Source organism: Dehalococcoidia bacterium (assembly GCA_040902535.1).
Classification (GTDB): Bacteria; Chloroflexota; Dehalococcoidia; order DSTF01; family JACRBR01; genus JBBDXD01.
Genome location: JBBDXD010000019.1, coordinates 175,822 through 201,388, shown reverse-complemented (window position 1 = coordinate 201,388; position 25,567 = coordinate 175,822). Strand labels below are relative to the sequence as shown.

Here is a 25,567-nt window from a genome sequence, read left to right as displayed (position 1 = left end):
CGGCGGGTGCCGGCGGCGAGCGTTCATCGTCCGTCGATCACTCCGGATACGCCGCGTGGCGCCCGGCCAACTCCGACCGCTTCAAGAGATGCCTGATCTGCCACCCGAAGTCATGCGCCGGTTTCCGTCCGGAAGTGATCGCTTTGATTTCGTCCTTGACGCCCATGAAGAGCCACGACCAGTACGCAGGGAGGAGAAGCTCCCAGTCGAGATCGGTGAGCCTGCGCACTTCCTCGTATCCCTCGATTACGTCGTCCTGGTAACCGCGCCAGGACAGCGCGAAGTCAGCGACGCGGTAGTTCAGGTGCGCGAACTCGAAATCGAGCACGCCCGTCAGGTTGTTGCCCTCGAACAGAAGATTCCATGGGCTGAAGTCGCCGTGCAACACGATCGTCTCGGCATGTATCGGTCCGATGCGGTCGAAGCACGCGAGCGCGTGTTCAAGATATCGCAGAAGGATGCGCCCCTCGACGGGACGGATGAGTTCGTAGTCGCGCAGCAACGGAGGCAGTTCCGGATCGCGGATCAGTTCGTCGGACAGGGCGTAGCCGTCGCGTTGTCGCAAGCTGCCTAGTTGAGCGGTGGCGTCATGCAACTCGGCGAGCAGGCGTCCGCGCGCGCGTCTCTCCTCACGGTCAGGATGCGGCCATCTGGCGGCACCGGGAAGCCACGTGAACAGACACCAGGTGCGGCCCTCAACTCGCGCAGGCTCGTCGACAGCCTCCGGCACCGGCCATCGCAGTTCCCGCAGACGCGCGAGCAGACGCAGCTGGTAGTCGATGTCGTGAAACCGATCCGCGTACCTGGTGAGCACCATGCTCCGCCCACCCGACTCTACGCGCCAGTGCTGATTAGCATGGCCACCCAGGTATTCGACCGGGGTGAGGCTCCATTTGCGCACGAGCTGTTCGTCCGGCGATGGTGCGTTAGGGTGAGGTTGCATGCGTGAGCATCCTATCGAAAACGCACGGTTGCGCGATCAGCACCTGGCAGCGGGCGCGATCCGCCGAAGAGGTGATGGTATGCGCGTCCGCCAGCTCCATCCGTGGGACCTCTCGCCGAAAGACGCCATGCGCCTGCAGTCGGAGCTTGCGTCGCAGGTGATCCGCGAAGCCGATCTCGATCCGGCGCGCGTGCGCTTCGTTGCCGGCGCGGACGTGGCATTCGACAAGCTGCATGGTCGCGCGGTAGGCGTCGCCGTCGCGCTCGCGTATCCGTCACTCGAGATCGTCGAACAGGTCTGCGTCGAAACGCCGGTGACGTTTCCGTACGTGCCCGGGCTGCTGTCGTTTCGCGAGACACCGGTGCTGATCGGCGCGTTCGAGCAACTCCGCACGACGCCTGACCTGCTGATGGTCGATGGGCACGGGTACGCGCACCCGCGTCGCTTCGGGTTCGCATGTCACATCGGGCTGCTGCTCGACGTGCCGACGATCGGCGTCGCCAAGTCGCTGCTGATCGGCGAGCACGCGGGTGTGGCGACGGAGCGCGGGGCGCGCGCCAACCTCACGCACCACGGCGAGACGATCGGCGCCGCGTTGCGCACGCGCGATGGCGTACGCCTGGTCTACGTCTCGATCGGCCACCGCATATCGCTCGCCGGGGCGGAGCGGTGGGCGCTGGCGTGCACGCGCACGTACCGCGTGCCGGAACCGACGCGCATCGCCGACCGGCTCGCTGGCGAGATGAAGCGCCGCCTGCTCGAGATGACGCTGGAGATGGTGATCGAGCAGCGCGAGGGCGAGCACGGGCGCTGGGAGTGGGTCGCCGAGGACGACGCGGTGGTCTTTCGTCACGACTACCCGCCGATGCTCACGCACTACGGTTGCTCGACGCGGCTGATCAGCCCAGGCGACGACGAGTGGCTCGACATCATGCTCATCGACGACCGGCCGCGGGACCGCGGCGAGCGCATCGACGTGCGCGTCATCGACGTGCTCGAACGGAGCGACGGCGACCACAAGCTCCTCGCGATCCCCACCGACGTCGACCGGCGAGCGATCGCGCCGCGGCTGCCGCGGTTGCGCGACGACATCTTCGCGTTTTACGTCGCGAACCAGCGCCCCGTCACGCACTGGGGCGGCGAAGATCGCGCGCTGGCGGTGATCCGCGAGTCACGTGAGCCGTAGCCCCGGTACCGCCCGTCGGGTAGGCTGCCCCTCGGCGCGTCGATCACAGGGGGCATGACCGCACATGGGGCTGCTGGACGGGATCACCGAATGGGTGCGCGACGTCGTCGAGGCGGCGCACTATCCCGGCGTCGCCGCCATGATTGCCCTCGAAAACATCTTCCCGCCGATCCCGTCGGAACTCGTGCTGCCGCTAGGCGGCTTCCTCGCCGCGCAGGGTGACTTTCCCGGCCCGCCTGTGATCGCGATCCCGCTGACGATCGTTGCCGCGACGATCGGCTCGCTGATCGGCGCCGTCGTGCTCTACGCGTTCGGCGCGATCGTCAGCGAGGCGCGCGTGCGGGCGTTCATGCGCGACTACGGCAAGTACTTCCTGGTCTCGGAGGACGACTACAACCGCGCCGAGAGCTGGTTCACGGACCACGGCACGCAGGCCGTCTTCATCGGCCGCTGCATCCCCGGCATTCGCAGCATCATCTCGATCCCGGCGGGCGTCGAGCGCATGCCGATGCCGCAGTTCCTGCTCTTCACGGCCGCGGGCAGCGCGATCTGGAACACGGCCTTGATTGGCGCCGGCGCCGCCCTCGGCGACCAGTGGGAGCGCGCGTCGGACTACGTCGGCGTCGCGACCTACGTCGTGGTGGCGCTCGTTGTCGCTGCCGTGGCGTGGTTCGTCATCAAGCGGCTACGCGAGCGAAACGCGTCTCCGGGGCCATCCGCGGCCACCACAGCAGAAACGCGAAGCAGCCGAGAAGATACAACCCCACGAGATTGACGCGAAGGTGCTCGTTCGGAAACGTGCCGAGCGCGAGCAGCATCCATCCAAGCACCATGACCAGCACGATTCGCCTGCGCTGGTCTCGCTCGACGGCGTTGAGGAACGCGAACGCCGGCAGCGCGAGCATGATCGTGTCTTGCAGGTAGAAATGCGGGTCGACGAGGATCGTCGCGATCGTTAGGGTCAACCATTGCAGTTCGAAGCGTCCGGACCGCGCGTCGAAGCCGCCGCGCCATGCGCGCGCCGCCAGCACGACCGTCGCGATCGACAGCACGGCCACGAGCGCCAGCCGCAGCCGTGACGCGGGCGCGTCCCACGCCATCGCAACGATGCCGTTCCAGTCGAACATCAGCCGGCTCGTGACGCCGGCGCCGTGCCACTGCGTGCTGTCCATCAGGTACGCCGGATAGTCGATCGCCGAGGCGAGCCCCGCGACCCACAGCGAGACCAGCACCGCAGCGACGGTGATGGGAGCGAGCGTCGCGAAGACGGCCCATCGCCGCTTCCAGGCGACGTAGATCGCGACGACGATCAGCAGTTCCGGCTTGATGAGCAGGGGCGCAAGCGCGGCGCCCGCCCACGCATCGTGGTTGCGGCGCAGCAGCAGATATGCGCCGGACCATGACGTGAGCAGGATCAGCGAGAACTGCCCGTGCGCCAGGCCGTAGGTGATCGGCACGAGCGTCACGAACGCGAGGATCAGCGTCCAGCGCGCCTTGCGGGACAACTCCGGCGTCAGGGCGCGCAGCATCAGCACGCTTGCGGCGAGCAGCGCGAGATTGAACAGGGTCCAGAGCTGGAACGCGCGATCGATCGACACGAGGGAGAGGGGCGCGAGCAGCAGGGCGAAGAACGGCGGGTTGAAGTACGCGAGCACGCCGGTGCCGCCGACCGGCGCGCCGACGATCTCTAACTCTCGGCGTCCGACCGCTTCGACGTCGTAGATGAGATGGCCGGAGCCATCGGCGACCATGTGGGCGGCGGCGTAGAACGCTGGAAAGTCGTAGCCGTAGAAGATCAGGCTGCGGTCGCCGAAGAACGCGAACGCGAGTTGCACGGCTTCGACGATTCCGACCGTACTGAGCAGCGCGCAGAGCCACCAACGTGCGCTCCGTGTGCGCACCCACGCCGCCGCGCGCGCAATCGAGACACGACGCGCGTCGAGCGGGCGGCCGTGCTCGATCGTGCCTCGCGTCGCAGCGCGTGCGGCCTGCCTCAACATGCCGGAAGCATCGTCCTGCGCGCGATGACGCGGCACGGTGCAAATGCACCATTTCGGCGGCGTCAACCGGGGGATGTTACGCTCGTGCGATGGATCGCGACGAAGCCCTCGAACACCTCCGCCCCTACATCGAGAAGGCGCGCGGATTCTCCGGCTGGATGCATAACGTCCGCGTGCGGCCGCCCGACCTGCCGCTGCCATGGGACTACGCGCAGATCGTTGCCGAGGCCGCGGAAGGGGCGACGGCGGCGCTCGATCTCGGCACCGGCGGCGGCGAGCGCGTCGCGGCCATGCGGCAGTCGCTGCCGGACCGCATGTACGCGACCGAAGAGTGGCACGTCAACGCGCCGGTCGCGTATCGGAGGCTGGCGCCGCTTGGCATTCCCGTCGTGCGATGCTCCAGCCTGGACATCCCGTTCGCCGACGCGACGTTCGACCTGGTGCTGAGCCGCCACGAAGACTTCTCGACATCCGACGTCGCGCGCATCCTGCGGCCGGGCGGCCGCTTCGTGACGCAGCAGGTCGGCCACGATGACTGGCGCGAGGTCCGCGCGTGGTTCCCGGAGGCCGTCGACTTTGGCGACCACTTCCATCGCTACCAGGACGAGTTTGCGGCGATCGGCATCCCCGTCGAGCGGGCGGAGCGCCACGAGTACACCGCCGTCTACGAGACGTTCGGCGACTTCGTGTACCTGCTGCTCACGGCGCCGTGGATGCTGCCGGACCTCGACGTCGAGCGCGACATCGACCGCCTGCTCGCCATGTACGACGCGCTGCGGACGCCGGACGGTGGGATCGCGGTGAGGGAAGTGCGGGAGGTGATCGTGGTGATGAAGCGGTTTCTTTAGAAATTGACTGTCAGAGGTCTAGAATACGACGAACAGACTCCCTGATGCCCCGCAGATCGCGATCGCTGAGTCTACCGATTTGTCTCGCGATAGCGGCGCGCTCGATCGTTTCGATGACACCTTTGGCCCTGGATCTCTGTAATAGACCAGCGGCGGCCCAATCAAGAAGGTCGTACCAAAGTAGTCAAAAGCCATTTGTGTCGTGAGCGGTATGACTACAGCGTCGGCCTTTGAAGCGTGGTAGTCAGCGCACGAGAGGATGACGGCGGGACGACGTTTCGCCCCGACGCCGCTGGTGTACCGGTAGAGCACCGCCACGACCGAGCCTGCATCATAGGTCGGCAAATGCCGCGTCGTCCTCGTCGTTCTCCCAGACCGCAGCGAGGCTTGGGTACCGAGCGCCATCCACCATTGAGCCAGCGTCATAGTAGGAAATTTCTGGCGATTGCCCCGCGGCGACGGAATGAGCGGTGAAAACGACGAGCGACATCTCAAGCTTCGTATGGGAGTCGCCGACGGTGATCTTGGCGGTCTGCGATTCAAGTACGGTGGTAGCTGGTGGTGTCATCGCCCTTCCTCCTGGGACGGCAGCAGATTCACACGGATGGGGATTGTGTGAGGATCGGGACGTCCAGCCACCGATATGACAAACTCGTACATCCCCGGTCGTTGGAACGGTAGGCCTGCTAACGCATGAACCTGATTCACTGTACCTCGTGTTCCGGGATGATCAGGCCTTGGGACATGGATCGGCTGCTGAATCTTAAGGAGGATCTCGCCATCCTGATTCTGCAGTGCGATCTCGATCGTCTTCTCGGTATCGAACTCCGTCGCTCCGGTACTGTACGACACGACAACGTAAAAGATAGGCAACGCGCCAGGGAAAGCCTCGACGTTGATCTCGTCGAAGATGCCCGATGTTGAGCTTGCCCTCACGGGAGATGCTGGCGAAGTCCGCCAGGACGCCGAGCTTTATATCCATGGTGCGTCATTCTCGGTGCCGGATACTGGTTGGTCAAGTTTACGGCGGCAATCTGGCTGACCCTCCATAGCGCCATCAATCCGCTACGATGAACAGCACAACGAATCACGAAAGGACGGACGTCACGACATGCAGGAGCTACGCGAGCGGCTGATCGGGCTCAAAGAGCGCATTGCGCATGTCATGGCGCGTCTTTGACATCGCCTCACTAGCCTCCGAAGCTGAAACCCTCGGACAGCAGTCCGCCGAACCCGGGTTCTGGGACGATCCCGAGTCCGCGCAGACCACCATGAAGCGCATCGCGCAGTTGCGGGCGCGCGTCGATACGTGGCGCGGACTCGAGACGCGCGTCAACGACGGACTCGAACTGCTCGAACTGGCCGCCGCCGATGGCGACGAAGCCACCGCCGCAGACGTCGCGCGCGACGCCGACGGCATCGAATCGCAGCTCGACGACCTGGAGTTCGAGCTGACTTTCTCGGGCGAGTACGACGACCGCAACGCCATCTTCGCGGTACACGCGGGCGCCGGCGGCACCGAGTCGCAGGACTGGGCGGAGATGCTGCTGCGCATGTTCCTCCGCTGGGCCGAGAAGCGCGGCTTTACGACCGACATCGTCGACCTGATGCCCGGCGAAGAGGCCGGCATCAAGAGCGCGACCGTCGAGGTCACCGGGCCGCACGCGTTCGGCTACATGAAGGGCGAGCGCGGCGTCCACCGGCTCGTGCGGCTGTCGCCGTTCGACTCCGAGCACAAGCGCCATACGTCGTTCGCGCTCGTCGAAGTGATGCCCGAGGCAGGCAGCCACGCCGAGGTGACGATCAACCCCGACGACCTGCGCGTCGACGTCTTTCGCGCGGGCGGGCACGGCGGTCAGAACGTGCAGAAGAACTCGACGGCGATCCGCATCACGCACCTGCCGACGGGGCTCGTCGTCACGTGCCAGAACGAGCGCTCGCAGGGGCGCAACCGTGAGTCGGCTATGCGCGTCCTCGAAGCGCGGCTGCTCGCGCTCGAACTGCAGAAGCACGCCGATGAGCAGGCGAAGATCAAGGGCGATCACGTGAGCGCCGGCTGGTCGAACCAGATCCGCAGCTACGTGCTGCACCCGTACAAGATGGTGAAGGACCACCGCACCGGCCAGGAGACCAGCGACGCACAGAAGGTCCTCGACGGCGACCTCGACGAGTTCATCAAGGCATATCTCAAGTCGACGGTGGGGGCGAACAGTGCGGCGTAGCGTCCTAGCGCTTCTCGCGATCCTCGTCGCGCTCTCGATGCAGGCGCCGTTTGCGACGCAGACGCGCGCGCAGGAGGGCGTGAACATCATCTCCGACGCGGCGCGCAACGACTTCCCGACCGGCGTCACGTTCACGCTGTCGTTCACCGCGGCGTCGCAACCCGAAGAGGTGCGCCTGAGCTATGAGCTGGCGCCCGACGGCACCGGCGCCACGGCGATCGCGAACTGCGACGGCACATCGACGATCAACTGCTCGTTCACGCTGACGAGCGGGCGCGGCATCTACGTCATCCCCGGCGCGCAGATCACGTATCACTGGGAGATCACCGACGCGGCCGGCGACCGCACGTCGACGGACGAGCGGCTCTACGCGCACGAGGACACGCGCTTCAACTTCTTCGAGCTGACGGAGGGCAACGTCACCGTCTTCTACCATCTGGCCACGGAGGACGAAGCGGCGGCTGTGCTGCGCGCCGCGATCGAGGGCATCGAACGCACCGGCAGCCTCGAACAGGCGACGGTGCCGTTTCCGGTGAAGATCTTCCTGTACGAGACCGCGGCGGAGATGCAGCCCGCGATCGTCTCGGGCGGCGGGCAGGGCGTGACGGTGCTCGGCGAAGTGCTGTACTCCGACACCGCCATGGTCTCCGCCGACACCGCGACGCTCGACATCACCCGCCACGAGATCGCGCACATCGTGACGCGCGAAGCGACGCGTGGCCCGTTCGACATTCCCGGCTGGCTCAACGAGGGCATCTCGGTGTTCGTGCAAAACGCGCCACTGCCGGGCCACCAGAGCGCGCTCGACACGGCGATCGCGAACGACCGGACGCTCACGATGCCGCAGCTCAATTCGTCGGCGACGGGCGGCAGCGCGGGCACCGTCGGCGTGTACTACGGGCAGTCGGGCTCGATGGTGCGCTATCTCGTCGAGACGTATGGCGAGGAGCAGTTCGCCGAATTGCTGCGCACATTCAAGGCGGGGTCGCGCATCGACAACGCGTTCGAGACCGTGTACGGCTTCGACCAGGCCGGACTCGAAAACGAATGGCGCGGGTTCGTCGGCCTGCCGCCACGCGTCGCCGCGCCGACCGTCACGCCGGCGCCAGACGACGAAGAGGCACGGGGCGAAGCTACGTCATCGCCGGGTGACAGCGACGGCTCCGCATCATCGGGCGGTAGTGACGGCGACGGCGGCGGCACGATGATCGCGTACGCGATCATCGGCGTGCTCGCGCTCGCAACGCTCGGCACCATCGTGTATTCGGCGAGTGTGATCCGCAGCCGGTGGTAACCGCCAACCCAACAGCACGCGCGGGCTGAAAGCCCGCGCTCAAAATAAAAACAACTCCGCGCCCAATATGAGCGCGGGCTTTCAGCCCGCGCGGCGCAACGCGACGAACTGTCTGTATGACGACACCCGACGCCTCAGACGTCGGCAACGAAGCAGCGCGCCAATACGAGCGCGGGCTGAAAGCCCGCGCGGCGCGATGCAATGCACCGTCTGAATGACCACACCCGACGCCTCACACATCCGCCACGAAACAGGCGGCATCTTTCGGCGTGCGAAGCTCGCCCTCGCGCGCGACGATCTCCTCGATCAACGCCTGCATGCGCTGCATCAGCGGCTCGCGATGCGATCCGTCGGCCGCACGCTCCTCGATCTCGTCGATCTGGCAGCTCGCGTAGTAGCGCAGCGCCGGTTCGGCGTCGGGGAACGCGAAGGCGTTCGTCTTGCGGTGCATCACGGCGTCCGCGAAGACGGACTGCACGAGCGGCAGATCATCGAGCGTGAAGCGCGCCGAAGCGATCTCCGTCGGCGTGAAACCGCAGTCACGCGCCGCCCGCTCGTGCAGCTCGAACAGACGTCCTCTGCCGGCGTCGTTCGTCGCCAGCACCACGCGCCCGCCCGGTCGCAAGACGCGGCGGATCTCCCGCAGCGCCAGCGGAATGTCGGGCACGTGGTACAGCATGTGATTCGCCATCGCCCGGTCGAAGGATGCCTCGGCGAACGGCAGCGCCTCCGCCGAAGCCTGCGCCAGTCCGGCGCGGTAACGATTCGTCCGGCTGTTCGCCAGCGCTTCGACGACCATGCCGCGCGAGAAGTCGCACCCCGTCACGCGCGCGGCGAGCGCGATCAGCGCCGTGTGGTACGTGCCCGGCCCGCAACCGACGTCGAGGACGTGCATGCCGGATCGCACGCCGCACTGCTCGATCACCCAGCCGCGGAAGTTATCGGGCACGACGCTGTACAGGCGGTGCGTTTCGCAGCGGACCCGCAGCCGTTCGGCGTCGCCGTACTGGTACGCGAGGTACGCGAGGTACGTGGCGCCTGTCGCGGCGTCGTCCGCCATCAGCGGTCCGTCCTCGCCGCGCCGGCGCCGCCCGATGGCCCGCGCCCGAGGTCAATCGCCCGCGAACCGAGGAGCGCCGGACGATAGTCATAGAGCCCGGCCGTGCTGCGTCCTGCATCCAGCGTGTGGGCGAACGCGAAGCCCTGGCTGCTAAACCCCTGAAATTGATCCCAGTCGAGCAGCCAGACGTACACGATGTTGCGCTCTACGGCGACTGCCTTACCGGCGTCGGAAAGTTGGCTGATCGAGTCTTCGTCCTTCTCCAAAATGTCCAGGCGCAACCGATCACGGTTGAGCACCGCGAATTGCGGATAGATGAATCCGAGCGACACGACCGTGTCATTCGCGACGTCCAGCGCCTCGATGTCCTCGACGTAATCGATCTGGTTGAGCATCGTCTCGCGGTTCGATAGCACGAGTCCTTTGCCGATGCTCGCGTTCGTGAACGCCTCGCTGTTGATCTCCTCGCCGGGCGACGTCAGGTCCACCCATCCGGCGAGCAACACGACGCCGATCGCGCCGGTAAGGACCCACTTCTGAACGTACTTCGCCATCAGCAAAAACGCGAACGGGTACACCGGGATCAGGTACGCCGCCTCGTGCGGCAGCCGCGCGAAGGCGACGATGGTCACCGCAATCGCCAGCACCCATACCATGACGTGCTTGTCGCGCACGACGTCTGCCGGCAGGCGCGCGAGCCGTGGCAACGAGACGACGAGCGCGGCGATCACGGCCATCGACCCGAAGAGCCCGAGCGTATCCTTGCCGAGCAGCCGCAAGACGTTGAGGTAGCCGACCTTCGCGTCGTAGAAGGTGAGCATGCCCGGGCCGTAGCGCCAGTAGCCCGGCGTCCACGCCAGCAACGACACCGCCACCATGGCGACGATGAACGGCCGTATCTCGTGCTTCAGATCGTCGCGCCACATGTATGCCAACAGCGGCACAAGCATCAGCGCCGACGTCGAGCGCGACCCGATCGCCAGTCCCAGCATGATGCCCGCGAGCACGCTGCTGCGCCGGATCAGGAAGTAATACGACGCCAGGCTGAACGTCAGCGCCCACATGTAGTCCATCGTCGTCATGCTGTTGATCCACAGCAACGGCGTGAACGCGAACGCGATGACGATGGCGCCGCGGTGCGGCAACTCCAGCTTCGAGGCGATCTGCGCGAAAAACCACAGCCCGGCGAGCGAGATCAACACGGTCAGCGAGTTCGTCGCGAGCCACCCGCCGTTGATCACGAGGGCGTTGGCGAACTCCGGCACCGGGTACCCCGGCATGCGCGACGGATAGTACTCGTGATTCTCCCAGAGCCAGTGCCCCGTCAGCGCCATGCGCCACGCATCGGGGTCGGTGCCGTAGCCGATGTTGATGAACGGCGCGCGGCTCAAGACGAACAGCACAGCCAGTGCCGCGAACGCCATCGGCTGCGCGAAGTCGAAGTTCAACGCGCGGCTGACCGCATCCGCTTCGGTGTCGGTGCGGACGACGTTGCCCTGCGTCCGTTCGGCGGCCGTTGCCGTCGTCATCGGGCAGGCGCCTCGTCGCGCAGCTTCTGCCATACGGCGAAGACGCGCTGCGCCGCCGTAAGGTGCGCCAGCAACGCCAGCACCCAGAGTGCAATGCGGAGCACCTGTCCGCCGAACAGCAGCGCGCCGCCGAGCAGGATCACGCGCTCCGCGCGCGTGAACAGCCCCTCGCGCAGCTCCAGCCCGATCCCTTCCGCGCGCGCCCGCACGTAGCTCACCATGATCGAGCCGACGATGGCCGCGTAGATCAGCGCGATCTCCTCCGTGTGGCCGCCACGCTGCGAATAGTGGAAGAGCAGACCGGCGAGCACCGCCGCCTCGGACAGGCGGTCGAGCACCGAGTCAAAGACGGCGCCGAATTTCGTCACCGTGCCGGTCTTCCGTGCCAGCGCGCCATCGAGCAAGTCGAGCGCGCTGAAGAAGAGCATCACGGCGCCGGCGGCGAACAGGTGTCCGCCCGCCGCGAGGCATCCCGCCGCGACGTTCCCGGCGAAACCGAACACGGAGATCATGTTCGGCGTCACGCCCAGCGCGGCCAGCGGCGTCACGATGGGGTCAGTGAAGCGCGTCGAGACCTTGTGCGGGACGAGCGTGAACGACGGCAAGTCTTCCCTCGCGTGACCGGCGTGCGGCGTCTCCGGAATCTACAGGCAGCAGCGCGCGCGCGGCAAGAGCGGTCTGAGGGCCAGCGTATCGAAGCGTGGGAGTGACGCGGGCTGAAAGCCCGCGCTCAACGATACAAAGCCTCGGCGGTTCTGCGCGCCGGCGGTAGAACCCGCACCACTGACGACCTAACACCTACGAATACCGCTCTTCTCGCCACGGGTCGCCGTGGATGTGATACCCGTACATCTCCCAGAATCCGGGCTTCTCTTCGTCCATGAAGACCATGCCGCGCGCCCACTTGGCGCTCTTCCAGAAGTACAACTTCGGCACGACGAGTCGCAGCGGCCAGCCGTGCTCTTTCGTCAGCGGCTCGCCGTTGTGACTGTGCGCAAACAGCACGTCGTTATCGAGCAACTCATCGATCGAGATATTCGTCGTGTAGCCGCCGTAGCTGTGCAGCATGACGTGCTTCGCTTCGGGCTTGAGGCGCACCTGCTTCATCAGGTCCTGGATCGCGACGCCCGTCCAGTCGTTGTCGAACTTGCTCCAGTGCGTGACGCAGTGGACGTCGGACCGCAGCGTCGTCTGCGGCAGCGCCATGAACTCGTCCCACGTGAAACTGACCTCATCGTCGACGAGCCCGATCATCGAGAACTTCCACGTCGCCAGGTCGATGCTCGGGATGCCGCCGTAGTGCAGCACCGGCCAGCCGTCGGTCAGCTTCTGACCGGGAGGCAGCCGTTCGCCGAAGCGCTCGTGGTCTTCGCGGGAGCGCTTGTTGAACAGATCGAGTGCCATGGAGCGCGATCCTCCTGCTCTCGGAACGTGCGATCAGCTTAGCAAAGTGTCTCGGCGACGCCGGAGACGTGACGCCCGCCAACGCCGTCGCTCTACGTCGTCAATTCGTCCCTGCGATCAGCGTTGCACCGAGCATTGGGACCTGAGGGCCATGGACATCCCGCATCCGGCTTCCCACTTCCACGGTTCTACGGCCCCTCGATGCAGACGAGGCTCTGCTTCACGCGCAGGTCGACGTTGTCCGTCGGGCAGCGCTCCGAGTCGCTGATCTCGAGTTCCAGTGCCGCGTAGATCTTCACGGTTTCGCCGTCGGACTGGTACCAGTAGCCGTTCTTGATCGGATCGCCCGCAGGATCTTCCGGCAGCGCGCCGTCGTACGTCTCCGCCAGGTCGCAACCGACGTCGTCGTCCTTGTACACGCACAGCGTCTGCAGGTTGCCGCCGGTGCTCGGATACTCGCCGTTTTCGTCGCGATATTCGTCCGCCGCGACCAGCAGCAGCACCAGGGCGCCGCGCCGCGCCGCATCGCGCTCCAGCGGCGTGCCTTCGGCGTCGCCGCCGACCGTCGGTCGCGGCCGTGGCGTAGCTTCCGCGCCCGGCGGCGTTGACGTCGGCGCGACGAACGTCCCGCGCACCGGCGTCCCGATGGTGCCGAGGAACGGGTCCGGCTTCGCCTCGCCGCCCGTCGCCAGGTCGAGCCACAGGATCGCCAGCAGCGCCAGCGCGAGCAGGCCCACCGGCGCGATGACGGCCCAGTTCAGTCGCTTGATCTCGTTCAACCCGCTCTCCCGCGTCCCCGATGACGGCGCCCACTATAGCAATCCGGATAGGACGTCTGCGGGACGTCGCCGCGCACGAAGAGCGCGCGCTCGCGGGATCCCGGCGGGGCGCCTGAACGGGTGCAACGTTCGATGCGCGCCTAATCCGGCTCCAGCACCTGGTCGACGCCGCTCGCCAGGTGGTACGGCACCTCGACGATCACGGTGTTCGGCCGCTCCAGCAGCGCGTTCTTCAACCGCCGCGCCGACTGGTTGTGCAACCAGCGCTGCCACGGCCGCCGCGTGCGAAACTCCGGCAGCACTACCGTGACGTACTGCCCCGGATCCGCGCGGTCAAGCAAGTCGACGTAATGCATCAGCGGCGCCACAAACGACCGGTAAGGCGAGTGGATAATCCGGAAGGGGATGTCGAGCACGGTCGACTCCCACTGCTTGCGCAGCTCCTGGCCGCGTTCGATGTCGTCGGTCACGTGCAAGGCCGTCACGTTGGCGGAAATGCTGCGCGCGTAATCCACCGTCCGCAGCGTCGCGAGGCTGATGTCTTCGACCGGCACGATGACGGCCTGTCGCTGCTTGCGTCCCGTTTCGAGGATCGTGTTCTCCGGCACCGCCGTCTCGCGCTCGACGCCCATGTAGTGCGAGTAGATCGCCCCTAACGTTGCCGCGAGGAAAGCGATCGCGACCATCGAGATCCACGCGCCCGCGGCGAAGTTCGTCGTGCCGACGATGATGGCGACGATGCCGGTCGTGACGCCGCCGATGCCGCTGATTGCCGCGCTGTGCAGCCAGCCCTCTTCCTTGAGCCGGAGCCAGTGGCGCACCATGCCCGTCTGCGAAAGCGTGAACGACAGGAACACGCCGAACGCATAGAGCGGGATCAGGCGGTTGACGTCGGCCTGGAAGATCAAGAGCAGACCAGCGGCGGCGGCGCCGAGCACGGTGATACCGTTCGAGAACGCGAGGCGGTCGCCGCGAAACAGGAACTGGTGCGGCAAAAAGCGGTCGCGCGCCAGGATCGATGCGAGGCGCGGGAAGTCCTGATACGCGGTGTTCGCCGCCAGGAACAGGATCAACGCCGTGAACGCCTGGATCAGGTAGAAGATCGGCGACTCGCCGAACACGGTGCGGCCGATCTGCGCCGGCGCCGACATTTCGTTGCCGTGCTGGATGTCGAACTGGTTGGCGAGGAACGTGATGCCGAGGAACAGTGATCCCAGGATGATGGCCATCATCAGCAGCGTCGTGGAGGCATTCTGCGACTCCGGCTTTTTGAACGCGGGGATGCCGTTAGAGATCGCCTCGACACCGGTCAGCGCCGCCGAACCCATGGAGAACGCGCGCAGGATGATGAAGATGGAGAGCGCGCTCGTGCCCGGCTCGTGCCAGCCGCCCGGCGGCTCGGTGGCGCGCAGGTCCGGGTCGATGATCGACCGGACGAGTCCGACGGCGATCATGAACGCGAATGCGGCGATAAAGCCGTACGTCGGGATCGCGAAGATCGTGCCGCTTTCGCGCAGTCCGCGCAGGTTGAGCAGCGTCACCAGTCCGACCGCCCCGAGCGCCATCGGCACCTTGTAGTCGACGAGTTCCGGGACTGCCGATACCACGGCGAACACGCCCGCGGCGATCGAGACCGCAACGGTCAGAATGTACCCGACGGCGAGCCCCGCCGCAGCCGTAATGCCGGCGAGGTTCCCGAAGTTGTCGCGCGCGACGATGTACGCGCCGCCGCCGCTCGGGTACGCCTTGATCGTCTGCCGATACGAAAACGTCACGACGGCCAGCAGCGCCACGATCGCCAGCGCGATCGGCAGCGATTGCGTCAGCACAGCGGTGCCCGCGCCGGCGAGTACGAGCAAGATCTCGTCCGTGGCGTATGCGCTCGACGAGAGGGCGTCCGAAGAAAAGACGGCGAGCGCCTTCGACTTCGGCAGTCGTTGATCTTCGAGATGCTCGGACGAGATCGGCGACCCGACGAAGACGCGTCGAAAGTTGCGCAGGACGCGCCCGAACGACGTCGCCGGCGCCGTCGCGCGCGCCGTCGCCCTGTACGTGCCTTCGACGTCGCCACGCTCGAACCGCCGCTCGCCGGCGCGGATCCGGCGCGCGAACCGGCTCCCGGGCTTCGCGCCCCTGACGATCTCCGTCTGCTCTACGTCGTCTTGTTGCCCGCGCGGGATGCGGACGTGCGTCGGCTCAGGCCGTTGCTCGCGGCCATCGTCCTCCGGATGGCGCTGCGTACGCTCGTCCGGGGGTTCGCTTCCGCGCTCAGACATCGGCGCGGCGCCTGGCGGTGAGCGAAGAGCGCACGGGACTCCCGTGAGAATTCAGTGTGGGGGTGCGGAGGGCGTCGGCGTGCAGCGTATCGCGACCTGTCAGTCTCTCAGTACTCGATCAAGCTATCGTAACGCCGCCAGATCGGCCGGTAAAGCAGACGGCGCAGATGACGGCCGCCGGCGGCGACGGATGGCCCGCAGCAAATCTGCTAGGCTGCCCCCACGATGGCTACGAATTCCACTCCTGAGAGGCGCCAAACCCGCGGTCAATCGCCGCGGGGCGTCATTGGCTGTCCGTCGTTTCACCGATAGGCAGGCCGATCCGCCAGTCCTATACTGGCGGCGATTCAGGAGACGTAATCTCACCCATGAACGTCGAACTCTACGACACCACGCTGCGTGATGGCGCCCAGATGGAGGGCATGTCCCTTTCCGTCGAGGACAAGCTCAAGATCGCCCGCAAGCTCGATGAACTGGGCGTCCACTACATCGAGGGCGGCTGGCCCGGCAGCAATCCCAAGGACGCCGAGTTCTTCGTGCGCGCGCAGTCACTCAATCTTCAGCACGCGCGCCTCGCCGCCTTCGGTTCGACGCGCAAAGCGGGCGGCGACGCCGCGACCGACGCCAACCTGCGCGCCCTGCTCGACGCCCGCACGCCGGTCGTCACGCTCGTCGGCAAGACGCATGAACTGCACGTCCGTGAAGTGATCGAGACGTCGCTCGAGGAGAACCTGGCGATGATCGCGGACTCCGTGCGGCTGATGAAGGAAAACGGCCGCACCGTCTTCTTCGACGCGGAGCACTTCTTCGACGGCTTCGTCTCCGACGCGAAGTACGCGGTGCAATGCTTGAAGGCCGCCGCATCCGCCGGGGCGGACTGCCTCGTGCTCTGCGACACCAACGGCGGTATGACGACGCAGCAACTGGTCGACGCAATTCGGGCCGTGCAGGCGCAGATCGATGCGCCGCTCGGCATCCACACCCACAACGACGCCGAGCTTGCCGTCGCCAACAGCCTCGCCGCGGTCGCGCTGGGCGTGCGCCAGGTGCAGGCCTGCGTCAACGGCTACGGCGAACGCTGCGGCAACGCCAACCTCATGAGCATCATCGCCAATCTCAAGCTCAAGCTCGGCTACGACGTCGTCACTGACGAGCAGCTCGCGCTGTTGACCGAGACGAGCCACTACGTCAGCGAGATCGTCAACATGGTGCCCAGCGCGTACCAGCCGTACGTCGGCACGAGCGCCTTTGCGCACAAGGGCGGGCTGCACGTCGCGGCGGTGCTCAAGACCGACGTGAGCTACCAGCACGTCCCGCCGGAAGCCGTCGGCAACACGCGGCGCCTGCTCGTCTCGGAGCTCGGCGGCAGCAGCGGCATCGTCCAGAAGATCAAGGAGCGCGGCTTCGAGTTCGAACTGTCGCGCGATGAGGGTCGCAAGCTCCAGCAGGTGGTGAACGAGCAGGAATCGAAGGGTTACCAGTACGAAGGCGCCGAAGCCTCGTTCGACATGCTGGTGCGCCGGCTCCAGCCCGACTACGCGCCTGCGTTCGAACTCGACGACTTCTGGATCGTCGAGCGCAGCGCGGCGACGCAGGAGCACGGCCGCGAAATGCAGGCCGAGGCGATGGCGAAGGTCCGCATCGACACGCAGTTGCGCCAGACGGCCGCCGAGGGCAACGGCCCCGTCAACGCGCTCGACGCTGCCGTGCGCAAGGCGCTCGTAGAGTTCTTCCCGACGATCTACGCCGTAAAGCTGGTTGACTTCAAGGTGCGCATCATCGACAGCGCGGCGGGGACGAGCGCCGCGGTGCGCGTGCTGATCGAATCGACGGATGGCGAGCACTTCTGGACGACCGTCGGCGCGAGCACCGACATCATCGAAGCGTCGTGGCTCGCACTCGCCGACTCGCTGGAGTACTTCCTGGTGAAACGCGCGGGGTGGATCCCGGGGTAGGAGTTCCGTCGCGCCGCGAAGCGCACCGGAGAGATCGCGCGTGCGGCGATCATGCGGGCAGGTCATACCCACTTGTTACTTCTTACTTCCGCTTGACAATATATCCGTTACGGATATATTTTGGCGGCATGTCTAAGAAAGACACAACCAATGCGCCCCTCACTCCAGCGGTGCTTCATATCCTTCTCGCGCTCTCCACGCAGGAGCGGCACGGTTACGGGATCATGAAGCAGGTCCACGTTGATTCGCAGGGAAGGGTAAACATGGGACCGGGCACACTTTATGGCTCAATTGGTCGCATGATCGAGGCCGGATTGATACGCGAGAGCGACAAAAAGATAGACCCGGAAATGGACGACGAGCGGCGGGTCTACTACAACACCACAAGCCTCGGCCAAAAAGCGCTAGCGGCGGAATTGCAGCGATATCGTCGAGTCGTGGCGGTCGCCAAACAAAAACTGGTCTCGTCGAGTACGTTTGCGTGTCGCACGTGAACGACTCAATACGACGATATCGGCACTGGTATGCAAAACTGCTTCGCCTCCATTCGAAGCCGTACTATGCGCGCTTCGGCGAGGGAATGGAGCAGACCTTCAACGATCTTCTCCGAGAGCGCGCAGAGAAAGAACGTGGAGTATTCGGTTGCGCTCTCTGGATGTTCGTCGAAACATCCGCGGGGATTATGAGAGAGCACATGGCAGCCATCATTACGCAGAACATCATCGGAAAGTGGGTCACCGTCGCGGCGATCATACTGTTGTTGCCCTTGTTGGCGATGCTGATCACCGATGAAGTGGTCTGGGGCCCGGTCGACTTCGCTGTCGCCGGCGCCCTCATCGTCGGCACTGGTTCCATGTATGAGCTGGCTGCCAGGAAGGCGGGCGATATGACGTACCGAGCCGCCGCCGGCGTTGCGCTCGCGACAGCGCTCGTCCTGGTCTGGGCAAACCTTGCCGTTGGCATCATCGGGAGCGAGGACAACCCCGGCAACTTGATGTATGTAGGGGTGCTCGCCGTCGGAATCATCGGCGCCCTCATCGCGCGCTTCCAGCCGCATGGAATGGCACGCGTGTTGTTTGCGACGGCGATCGCTCAGGCGTTGGTCGCCGCGATCGCACTGATGGCCGGGATGCACCAGGATCCTGGTAGCTCCGTGTCCGAGATCTTGAACGTGAATGGATTCTTTGTCGCGCTGTGGGTCGGATCGGCTTTGCTGTTTCTACGCGCAAGCGCCACGGACTCGAAGTGGAACCGACCGGCTTGAGTAACCCCGCCCGGATCGGATGCTGGCGCACGGCGATACAACGAGCTTACGCCGGCGCGTCCGACGTCATCGCGCCCATGATCTCCTTCGTCGAGGGCATCCCGCGCTTGTAGAACGCGATCTTGCCGTCGCGATCGATGCCGACGACCGTGCGGTTCACGATCGAGAGAATCGGGATCGGCATCAACGCGTCGTACGCGCGCGACACCTTCGCGCCGTCATCGACGAGCAGCGGCGTCCGCAGTTCGTGCTTCGCGACGAACTTCTGGTGGCGCTCGGCGTTCGCCGGATTGACGCCGAATACTGCGACACCCGCCGCCTGGTAGGTGTCGTAGTCGTCGCGCGCGGCGCACATCTGCCTGGTGCACCCCGGCGTCTCGTCCGCGGGATAGAACATCAATACGACCGCGGACTTCCCGCGAAAGTCGCCGAGTCGCACCGTCTTCCCGCTCTCGTCCTGCATCTCGAATTCCGGTGCGTCCCGTCCGATCTTCAACATCCCCGCTGCTCCTTCGCGTTGCTGCCATCGTGGCGCCCTGCAAGAGCCTACGACGGAATCGTGGCTCACGGTTCGCGCCGACGTGGCATCGGCGTATAAACTAAGTAATACCTGCCTAAACCTGCTTCACTTAAGGCCCGGTCGTATCTAGAATGCCGCCGTACGTGGAGGAATTCACAGGAGCGAACGCCCATGACTTACACAATCACCGACCCCTGCATCGGCACCAAGGATCGCTCGTGCGTGGACGTCTGCCCCGTGGACTGCATCCACGACGACGGTGACGAGGACCAGATCCTGTACATCGACCCCGACGAGTGCATCGACTGCGGCGCCTGCGAGCCGGCCTGCCCGGTCAACGCCATCTTCGCCGAGGACGACGTCCCGGACGCGCAGAAACCGTACACGGAGATCAACGCGCTCTGGTTCAAGGACAAAGACGCCGCCCGCGCGAAGGTCGCGGAAATCGCACCGGCCTGACCGCTACCGGCCACAAGGCATCGATCGAAAGCCCGGCGTTGTGCCGGGCTTTCTCTTGTCATGCTGATCCGCGCGAGAAAATCTCGTCTTCGCGCACCGGATGTCAATCGCAGTGCCCTGGATCGAACGTAGGCGCCGTCACGGCTCCGCCTGCGAAGACGCTTGTCATCGCGGGATCGATCGTGCCGCTGAGCGTGCGGTTACGCAGCAATCAGCCTCTCACCATAAAGCACGGTGAGAATCTCGTCAGACGGACGCGCATAGCATGCGCCGAGCAGAGGTCGCGCGGCAGATTCTTGCCCTCGCTGTCGCGTGCCTTCTGATCGGTGGCGGGGTGGCGCGTCACTGAGGAGTAGGCGCGCTCCCCTCCGCCCTTTGCACGCGCGAGGGCGCCCCTTCGCGTGTGCCGCGCAAGCCACGCTGCCACCGCCACGAAGCTTCGCCGGCCAGCAAGACCAGCCCGCACCAGACGACGATGTCGCCCGGGCTCGCGGCGAACCCGCTTCCGCCGACCCGCACGATGATGCTGTCCCCGAGCGCCGTCAGTTGGCCCTCAGCGTCGGCGACGAGCACGTCCTTCGATCCTGCGATCCACTGCCCGGACGCGTGCGTCGCCGCCCGTTCGGCGCCCACCGCTTCGACGACGGTCGACCGTTCGATCGGCATGAGGCCGCCATTCGCCAGGATCGTCGCGAAGTTGGCCGTCAACCCCACGAACACCACCCACACGCCCAGGTGTTGCCGCAGCGGCCACAGCGCCAGCGGCGCCAGGGCGATCGTCGCCGGCAGCACGATGCGCACCGCCAGGCCGCCGGGCGATGCGCTGATCACGCCGAACTGCAGCAGCATCAGCGAAAGCGCCAGGGATGCACCGAGCGCCATTCGGTTGCGCGAGACGTAGTCGCTCACCTTTGGGTCCAACCCGTCACTCCCTCGCAGGAATATCGACGTGGGCGGCCGGCACATGCAGGCTGCCCCTGACACGCAAGAAACCCCCCGCGATCCGCGGAGGGCTCCCCCGGTCTCGAAGCGGGTCAGGGCTTAACTGCCCCAGCTCCACGGAGCGACGGTGATCGCCATCGTGGCGACGACGTTGAGGGCGATGAGCGCGGCAGGGATGTAACGGGTCATTGCGATACCTCCTCCAAAGCGGACTTAATCCTTCTGCTACAGGAGCTATCGGCAGGGATTTCCCTGACTTGAGGCTTCTGAGCCGCTTAGGTGGAATTCCTGCGGCACCCGGCGCCGCGACCCTTACGGCGAATCTGGCTCGTGTTGTTCGTGCATGGGGGCTGTGATAAGATTCGCAGCCTGATAGCGTAGAAATTCACAATCTCATCCATCGGAGACCCGGCATTGATCGAGCAATTTGGCCGAGCCGGATTCCTGCTCATTTTCGCCGTCATCTTCCCGCTCATCCCCATCGTCGCCTCGGTCGCGCTGGGGGTGTTCAAGATCCGCCCCTCTCGTCCGGACCCTATCAAGGAGTCGGTCTACGAATGCGGCATGGTCCCGGTCGGCGATGCGCAGGTGCGCTACAACGTCCGCTACTACGTCCTCGGACTGCTCTTCGTGATCTTCGACGTTGAGGCGGTGTTCCTCTATCCCTGGGCCGTCGCGTACCGACAACTCGGTCTGTTTGCCTTCGTCGAGGCGCTGATCTTCATCGCGATCCTGCTCGTCGGATACGTCTACGCCTGGCGCAAGCGCGCCATGGAGTGGATCTAGTGCCGCACCCCGCCACCGTGACGCTACGCGGGCAGGACGTCGCCGATCGGATCTCAAGCGCGCTTCCGGGCGCCGTCCGCGAGGCGCAGGAGGCGTTCGTCGTCCTCGATCCGGCGCGCATGTTTGAAGCCATGCAGTTCCTGCGCGACGACGAAACGCTCGATGGCAAGTATCTCGTGCAGATGTGCAGCGTCGATGTCATCACCCGCATCGATGTCGTGTATCACTTCGCGTCGCTCGCGCAGAACCACATCTTCGAAGTGAAGGTGCCCACCGATCACGAGCGCCCGGAGGTGCCATCGATCACGCCGCTGTGGATCGGCGCAAACCTGCAGGAGCGCGAGGTCTACGACCTGATGGGCGTCGCGTTTCCCGGTCACCCGCAGCTCACCAGGCTGTTTCTGTGGGATAAGTTCCCCGGCCATCCGTTGCGCAAGGACTTCATGGCGCTGCCGGGCGGCCAAAAGCCCGGCCTCAGCCAGTTTCCGAAGCAGGTGCAGGGTCAAACGGGCGGCGAGTTCCGGCCGCGGGAACCGGGCACCGGCGAGTAAAAAGGTACGACGTGCCGATCAAGTCCGACCTCGTCGAAGTCAACATCGGGCCGCAGCATCCCAGCACGCATGGCGTCTTCCGCATGGTCGCCGTGATCGATGGCGAGCGCATCGTCGATGTGAAGATGGTGGTCGGCTACCTCCATCGCAGCATGGAGAAGCTCGCCGAAGAGCGCACCTACACGCAGAACATCCCGTTCACGGACCGCATGGACTACCTGGCGGCGATGACCGGCAATCTCGGCTACTGCCTCTCCGTCGAAAAGCTCTCCGGCATCGAGGTGCCGGAGCGCGGCCAGTACCTGCGCACGATCTTTGCCGAGTTGCAGCGCGTGGCGAGCCACGAGATGGCAACGGGCGCGTTCATCAACGACTGCGGCGCCTGGCAGACGCCCGTCATGTGGTGCTTCCGCGACCGCGAGAAGGTCCTGGATCTCTTCGAAATGGTGTGCGGCGCCCGCATCACCACCAACTACATGCGCATCGGCGGCGTCGCATTCGATATTCCGGAGGAGTTCCTCCCCGCCGTCGACCGGCTCGTCAACGACGACCTGCCGGCGCGCTTCGAGGAGCTCGAGTCGCTCATCGTCGGCAACGAGATCATCCAGATGCGCGCCCGCGACGTCGGCGTCGTGACGCCCGCGCAGGCGATCAACGCGGCGCTCAGCGGGCCCATGCTGCGCAGCGCCGGCATCGCCTGGGACATCCGCAAGGCCGATCCCTATTGCGTCTACGACCGCCTCAATTTCGAGATCCCGGTCGGCTACAACGGCGACTCGTACGACCGCATGGTGATCCGCATCGAAGAGATGAAGCAGAGCCTGCGCATCATCCGCCAGTGCATGCATGATCTGCCGGGTGGCCCCCACAAGAACGAAGTGCCGCTCGCGATTCGGCCGCCGGTCGGCGAGGCGTACTCGCGCGTCGAATCTCCGAAGGGCGAACTCGGCTTCTACGTCGTCAGCGATGGCAGCTCAGCGCCCTATCGCTGGCACGTGCGCGCGCCTTCGCTGATCAACCTGAGCGTTTTGCGCGAGATGACGGTCGGTCAGACGATCGCCGATGCGATCGTCACGCTCGGCAGCATCGACATCAATGTCGGTGAGGTGGACCGATGATGCTGACGCTGTTGTCGCTGATCACCGACAGCTGGTGGGATATCCGCGACCTGTCGAATCTCACCGACGCCGTGTACGACCTCCTGCGCGATGACCTCAACGTGCCCGACTGGGGCATCTACGTCATCTCCGGCGTCGTCGGGACGCTGGGCATCATCAGCTTCATCGGCGGCGTCGCGATCATCAATATCTGGGTGGAGCGAAGGGTCGTCGGGCGCATGCAGTCGCGTCTCGGCCCCAACCGCCTCGGTCCGTTCGGACTGCTGCAACCCGTCGCCGATGCGATCAAGCTGATGCAAAAGGAAGTGTTGCAGCCGAAGGTCGCCGACGGCCTCGTCTTTACGCTTGCGCCGATCGCGTTCACCGTGCCGGGCATCGCGCTGTTCGCCGTGATCCCGTGGGGCCGCAACATGGTGCTCGCCGACCTCGATGTCGGCATCGTCTACCTGTTCGCGATGTCATCGCTGGCAGCGCTCGCCGTCTTCATCGGCGGCTACGGCTCGAACAACAAGTACGCGCTCTTCGGCTCGATGCGGGTGATCGCGATGCTCGTGACGTACGAGATCCCGATCGTCCTGTCGCTGCTCGGCGTCGTCATGTTCGCCGGGACGATGAACCTGCAGGGCATCGTGCTGTTCCAGGCGGACAACTGGCTGCTCCTGGTCATGCTGCAGCCGCTCGCCTTCCTGATCTACTTCCTGTCGTCAACGGCGGAGTTGAACCGCACGCCGGCGGACCTCGCCGAAGCGGAGTCCGAGATCGCCGGCGGTTACCACGTCGAGTACTCCGGCATGAAGTTCGGGCTGTACTACGCCGCCGAACTGATCAACGCCGTCGCCGTCTCCGCGATCATCGCTACGGTATTCCTGGGCGGGTGGTGGATGTACGAACTCGACCAGATCGTGCCCGGCTGGATGATCCTCATCGGCAAGATCTACGCCGTCTACTTCATCTTCGTCTGGACGCGCGGCACGCTCCCACGCTTCCGCATCGACCAGCTCCTCGCGTTCGCGTGGAAGTGGATGACGCCCATGGCGATTATCAACATCCTGGCGGTCGCCACGGAAGTGATGATCTGGGAGGAGACGGGCTGGAGCGCCGCGGTCATCCTGCCGGCGAGCATCGCGATCAACGGCGCGCTCGCAGGATTGCTGATCGTCGGCTGGGTGCGCACCATGGCGCCGAAGTTCCAGCGCTTCCCGGACCGCCCGCGCATGTACACGACGATCGACGTGCCGTCTCTTCCGGCTCCCGCCGCGAGCGAACTCAGGGAGACGCCCGTTTGATCGAGGACAACGCCATCGTCATCGCGTTCTGGAGCCTCTCCGCCACGACGATCGTCTGCGCGCTGATGGTCGCCGCCGTGCGCAATCTGGTGCACTCGGTGCTCTTCCTGGCGCTGACGTTCGTCGGTGTGGCGGGAATCTACATCGTGCTCTCGGCTGACTTCGTCGCCGTCGTGCAGGTGCTGATCTACGCCGGCGCCGTCGGCGTGCTGATGACGTTCGCCATCATGCTCACGCCCGGCGCCGACCGCCTCAATTCATCGACGGTCTTCCAGGCGCCGGCGCTCGTCCTCGGCTTGCTGGTCTTCGGCGTGATCTGTTTCGTCGCGATCGATACCGAGTGGCGCACCTCCGACCGCGAGGCGTTCGCGACAACAGCGGCATCGCTCGGGGAAGCGTTCCTCAAGCCCTACATCGTCCCGTTCGAGGTCGCGTCGGTGCTGCTTGCGACCGCGATGATCGGCGCGATCATCCTCTCGCGCCAGGAGACGGACGATCGTGGTTGAGATCATGCTCACGTTGACCTTGCACCTCGAGGAAGTGCTGATCGTCGGCGCCGCACTCTTCTCGATCGGCCTTTACCTCGCGCTGTCGAAGCGCAACGCCATCGGCATCCTGATGGGCGTCGAGTTGATGCTGAACGCCGTCAACGTCACGCTACTCGCGTTCGCGCGCTTCATCGAGTCGCCGCGCCCGCTCGATGGGCAGGTGTTCGCGACGTTCGTCATAACCATCGCCGCGGCGGAGGCCGCCGTCGCGCTCGCGCTCGCCGTCGCCGTCTACCGCCACCGCGAGACCGTGAACATCGACGAGATCGACGTGCTGCGATGGTGATCCTCATGCTCACCGCAAGCGTCGCAGGCCGAATCGCGGTCTCACGCGAACGTCGCGGCGACGGCGAACCAGCCTCCAGCCTCCAGCCTCCAGCCTCCAGAAGACCGGAGGTCTGACAGATGTGGTCCAAGTTCATGGAAGTGAAGAACGCCTACGCCGCGGAGGTGTGGAAGGAACTCTTCGACGCGGAGGGCATATCGAATCGCATCGTGCCGCCGATAGCCAGCGACGCGCCGATGTCGCAGCCGCGCGAGATCTGGGTGCCCGACAGCAAGACGCACGTCGCGGCCGAGATCATGCGCAAGATTTGA

Annotated in this window: 28 protein-coding genes; 17 read left to right on the top strand and 11 right to left on the bottom strand. The window is 65.4% G+C overall.

Annotated features, from left to right (window positions below; translation table 11 throughout):
• Positions 1-37 precede the first annotated feature (37 nt).
• A complete protein-coding gene (locus WEB52_10615) occupies positions 38-943 on the bottom strand; it encodes a phosphotransferase (protein MEX2226888.1) in 906 nt (301 codons plus the stop codon).
• On the opposite strand from WEB52_10615, the gene nfi reads away from it, so the two are divergent.
• Positions 942-2,129, top strand: coding sequence for a deoxyribonuclease V (gene nfi / locus WEB52_10610; GenBank protein MEX2226887.1), 1,188 nt, complete (start codon positions 942-944; stop codon positions 2,127-2,129). The genes WEB52_10615 and nfi overlap by 2 nt on opposite strands.
• A 64-nt stretch (positions 2,130-2,193) precedes the next feature.
• Positions 2,194-2,904 carry a DedA family protein gene (locus WEB52_10605; GenBank protein ID MEX2226886.1) on the top strand — a complete coding sequence of 237 codons (711 nt, stop codon included), beginning with the start codon at positions 2,194-2,196 and terminating at the stop codon, positions 2,902-2,904.
• On the opposite strand, the gene WEB52_10600 is transcribed toward WEB52_10605, so the two are convergent.
• The gene (locus tag WEB52_10600; GenBank protein MEX2226885.1) at positions 2,807-4,129 is read right to left on the bottom strand and encodes a glycosyltransferase family 87 protein; all 1,323 of its coding nucleotides are present in this window, start codon (positions 4,127-4,129) and stop codon (positions 2,807-2,809) included. The two genes, WEB52_10605 and WEB52_10600, sit on opposite strands and share 98 nt — an antisense overlap.
• Before the next feature lie 89 nt (positions 4,130-4,218).
• On the opposite strand from WEB52_10600, the gene WEB52_10595 reads away from it, so the two are divergent.
• The gene (locus WEB52_10595; GenBank protein ID MEX2226884.1) at positions 4,219-4,977 is read left to right on the top strand and encodes a methyltransferase domain-containing protein; all 759 of its coding nucleotides are present in this window, start codon (positions 4,219-4,221) and stop codon (positions 4,975-4,977) included.
• 331 nt (positions 4,978-5,308) lie between these two features.
• Here WEB52_10595 and WEB52_10590 read toward each other — a convergent pair whose 3' ends face one another.
• Positions 5,309-5,545 carry a hypothetical protein gene (locus tag WEB52_10590; GenBank protein MEX2226883.1) on the bottom strand — a complete coding sequence of 79 codons (237 nt, stop codon included), beginning with the start codon at positions 5,543-5,545 and terminating at the stop codon, positions 5,309-5,311.
• A 176-nt stretch (positions 5,546-5,721) separates the two neighbouring features.
• Between WEB52_10590 and WEB52_10585 the strand changes: the two genes are divergently transcribed.
• From WEB52_10585 to WEB52_10575, 3 genes are all read left to right on the top strand, one after another.
• The gene (locus WEB52_10585) at positions 5,722-5,901 is read left to right on the top strand and encodes a hypothetical protein (protein MEX2226882.1); all 180 of its coding nucleotides are present in this window, start codon (positions 5,722-5,724) and stop codon (positions 5,899-5,901) included.
• A gap of 187 nt (positions 5,902-6,088) precedes the next feature.
• A protein-coding gene (prfB, locus tag WEB52_10580) for a peptide chain release factor 2 (protein ID MEX2226881.1) occupies positions 6,089-7,199 on the top strand; the annotation gives its coding sequence in 2 pieces (ribosomal slippage) (positions 6,089-6,154 and positions 6,156-7,199; 1,110 coding nt in all).
• Positions 7,189-8,493, top strand: a complete 1,305-nt coding sequence (locus WEB52_10575) for a peptidase MA family metallohydrolase (protein ID MEX2226880.1) — start codon at positions 7,189-7,191, stop codon at positions 8,491-8,493. The genes prfB and WEB52_10575 overlap by 11 nt, the downstream gene beginning before the upstream one ends.
• Positions 8,494-8,725: 232 nt before the next feature.
• On the opposite strand, the gene WEB52_10570 is transcribed toward WEB52_10575, so the two are convergent.
• The 6 genes from WEB52_10570 to WEB52_10545 form a co-directional block, all read right to left on the bottom strand.
• Positions 8,726-9,553 (bottom strand): class I SAM-dependent methyltransferase, encoded by an 828-nt coding sequence (locus WEB52_10570; protein ID MEX2226879.1) that lies wholly within the window; start codon positions 9,551-9,553, stop codon positions 8,726-8,728.
• The gene (locus WEB52_10565; protein ID MEX2226878.1) at positions 9,553-11,082 is read right to left on the bottom strand and encodes a hypothetical protein; all 1,530 of its coding nucleotides are present in this window, start codon (positions 11,080-11,082) and stop codon (positions 9,553-9,555) included. The genes WEB52_10570 and WEB52_10565 overlap by 1 nt, the downstream gene beginning before the upstream one ends.
• Entirely contained in the window at positions 11,079-11,687 is a 609-nt protein-coding gene (locus tag WEB52_10560) for a CDP-alcohol phosphatidyltransferase family protein (protein MEX2226877.1), read from the bottom strand. The genes WEB52_10565 and WEB52_10560 overlap by 4 nt, the downstream gene beginning before the upstream one ends.
• A gap of 193 nt (positions 11,688-11,880) precedes the next feature.
• Positions 11,881-12,486 (bottom strand): sulfite oxidase-like oxidoreductase, encoded by a 606-nt coding sequence (locus WEB52_10555; protein MEX2226876.1) that lies wholly within the window; start codon positions 12,484-12,486, stop codon positions 11,881-11,883.
• Positions 12,487-12,674: 188 nt separating this feature from the next.
• On the bottom strand, positions 12,675-13,265 hold the full coding sequence (locus WEB52_10550) for a hypothetical protein (protein ID MEX2226875.1): 591 nt from the start codon (positions 13,263-13,265) through the stop codon (positions 12,675-12,677).
• 140 nt (positions 13,266-13,405) lie between these two features.
• Positions 13,406-15,541 carry an APC family permease gene (locus WEB52_10545; protein MEX2226874.1) on the bottom strand — a complete coding sequence of 712 codons (2,136 nt, stop codon included), beginning with the start codon at positions 15,539-15,541 and terminating at the stop codon, positions 13,406-13,408.
• Positions 15,542-15,909: 368 nt separating this feature from the next.
• Between WEB52_10545 and cimA the strand changes: the two genes are divergently transcribed.
• The 3 genes from cimA to WEB52_10530 all read left to right on the top strand — a co-directional run bounded on the left by cimA (position 15,910) and on the right by WEB52_10530 (position 18,760).
• Positions 15,910-17,496: a citramalate synthase gene (gene cimA, locus WEB52_10540; GenBank protein MEX2226873.1), complete on the top strand. Its 1,587-nt coding sequence runs from the start codon at positions 15,910-15,912 to the stop codon at positions 17,494-17,496.
• Between the two features lie 128 nt (positions 17,497-17,624).
• Positions 17,625-17,990 (top strand): helix-turn-helix transcriptional regulator, encoded by a 366-nt coding sequence (locus tag WEB52_10535; protein ID MEX2226872.1) that lies wholly within the window; start codon positions 17,625-17,627, stop codon positions 17,988-17,990.
• Positions 17,991-18,076: 86 nt separating this feature from the next.
• A complete protein-coding gene (locus WEB52_10530) occupies positions 18,077-18,760 on the top strand; it encodes a hypothetical protein (GenBank protein MEX2226871.1) in 684 nt (227 codons plus the stop codon).
• Positions 18,761-18,806: 46 nt separating this feature from the next.
• Here the strand turns inward: WEB52_10530 and WEB52_10525 are convergent, their stop codons facing one another.
• Positions 18,807-19,256: a peroxiredoxin gene (locus tag WEB52_10525; GenBank protein ID MEX2226870.1), complete on the bottom strand. Its 450-nt coding sequence runs from the start codon at positions 19,254-19,256 to the stop codon at positions 18,807-18,809.
• Between the two features lie 195 nt (positions 19,257-19,451).
• On the opposite strand from WEB52_10525, the gene WEB52_10520 reads away from it, so the two are divergent.
• Positions 19,452-19,739 (top strand): ferredoxin family protein, encoded by a 288-nt coding sequence (locus WEB52_10520; GenBank protein MEX2226869.1) that lies wholly within the window; start codon positions 19,452-19,454, stop codon positions 19,737-19,739.
• A 342-nt stretch (positions 19,740-20,081) separates the two neighbouring features.
• On the opposite strand, the gene WEB52_10515 is transcribed toward WEB52_10520, so the two are convergent.
• Positions 20,082-20,660 carry a DUF5317 family protein gene (locus WEB52_10515; GenBank protein ID MEX2226868.1) on the bottom strand — a complete coding sequence of 193 codons (579 nt, stop codon included), beginning with the start codon at positions 20,658-20,660 and terminating at the stop codon, positions 20,082-20,084.
• A gap of 438 nt (positions 20,661-21,098) precedes the next feature.
• Between WEB52_10515 and WEB52_10510 the strand changes: the two genes are divergently transcribed.
• From WEB52_10510 to WEB52_10480, 7 genes are all read left to right on the top strand, one after another.
• Positions 21,099-21,467, top strand: coding sequence for an NADH-quinone oxidoreductase subunit A (locus WEB52_10510; protein MEX2226867.1), 369 nt, complete (start codon positions 21,099-21,101; stop codon positions 21,465-21,467).
• Positions 21,467-22,018 carry an NADH-quinone oxidoreductase subunit C gene (locus WEB52_10505; GenBank protein ID MEX2226866.1) on the top strand — a complete coding sequence of 184 codons (552 nt, stop codon included), beginning with the start codon at positions 21,467-21,469 and terminating at the stop codon, positions 22,016-22,018. The genes WEB52_10510 and WEB52_10505 overlap by 1 nt, the downstream gene beginning before the upstream one ends.
• Positions 22,019-22,029: 11 nt before the next feature.
• A complete protein-coding gene (locus tag WEB52_10500) occupies positions 22,030-23,136 on the top strand; it encodes an NADH-quinone oxidoreductase subunit D (GenBank protein ID MEX2226865.1) in 1,107 nt (368 codons plus the stop codon).
• Complete coding sequence (gene nuoH / locus WEB52_10495; GenBank protein ID MEX2226864.1) at positions 23,133-24,422, top strand: NADH-quinone oxidoreductase subunit NuoH; 1,290 nt, start codon at positions 23,133-23,135, stop codon at positions 24,420-24,422. The genes WEB52_10500 and nuoH overlap by 4 nt, the downstream gene beginning before the upstream one ends.
• The gene (locus WEB52_10490) at positions 24,419-24,928 is read left to right on the top strand and encodes an NADH-quinone oxidoreductase subunit J (protein ID MEX2226863.1); all 510 of its coding nucleotides are present in this window, start codon (positions 24,419-24,421) and stop codon (positions 24,926-24,928) included. Before nuoH ends, WEB52_10490 begins: the two co-directional genes overlap by 4 nt.
• A gap of 4 nt (positions 24,929-24,932) precedes the next feature.
• Entirely contained in the window at positions 24,933-25,256 is a 324-nt protein-coding gene (nuoK, locus tag WEB52_10485) for an NADH-quinone oxidoreductase subunit NuoK (GenBank protein ID MEX2226862.1), read from the top strand.
• 119 nt (positions 25,257-25,375) lie between these two features.
• Positions 25,376-25,567 carry a hypothetical protein gene (locus WEB52_10480; protein ID MEX2226861.1) on the top strand — a complete coding sequence of 64 codons (192 nt, stop codon included), beginning with the start codon at positions 25,376-25,378 and terminating at the stop codon, positions 25,565-25,567.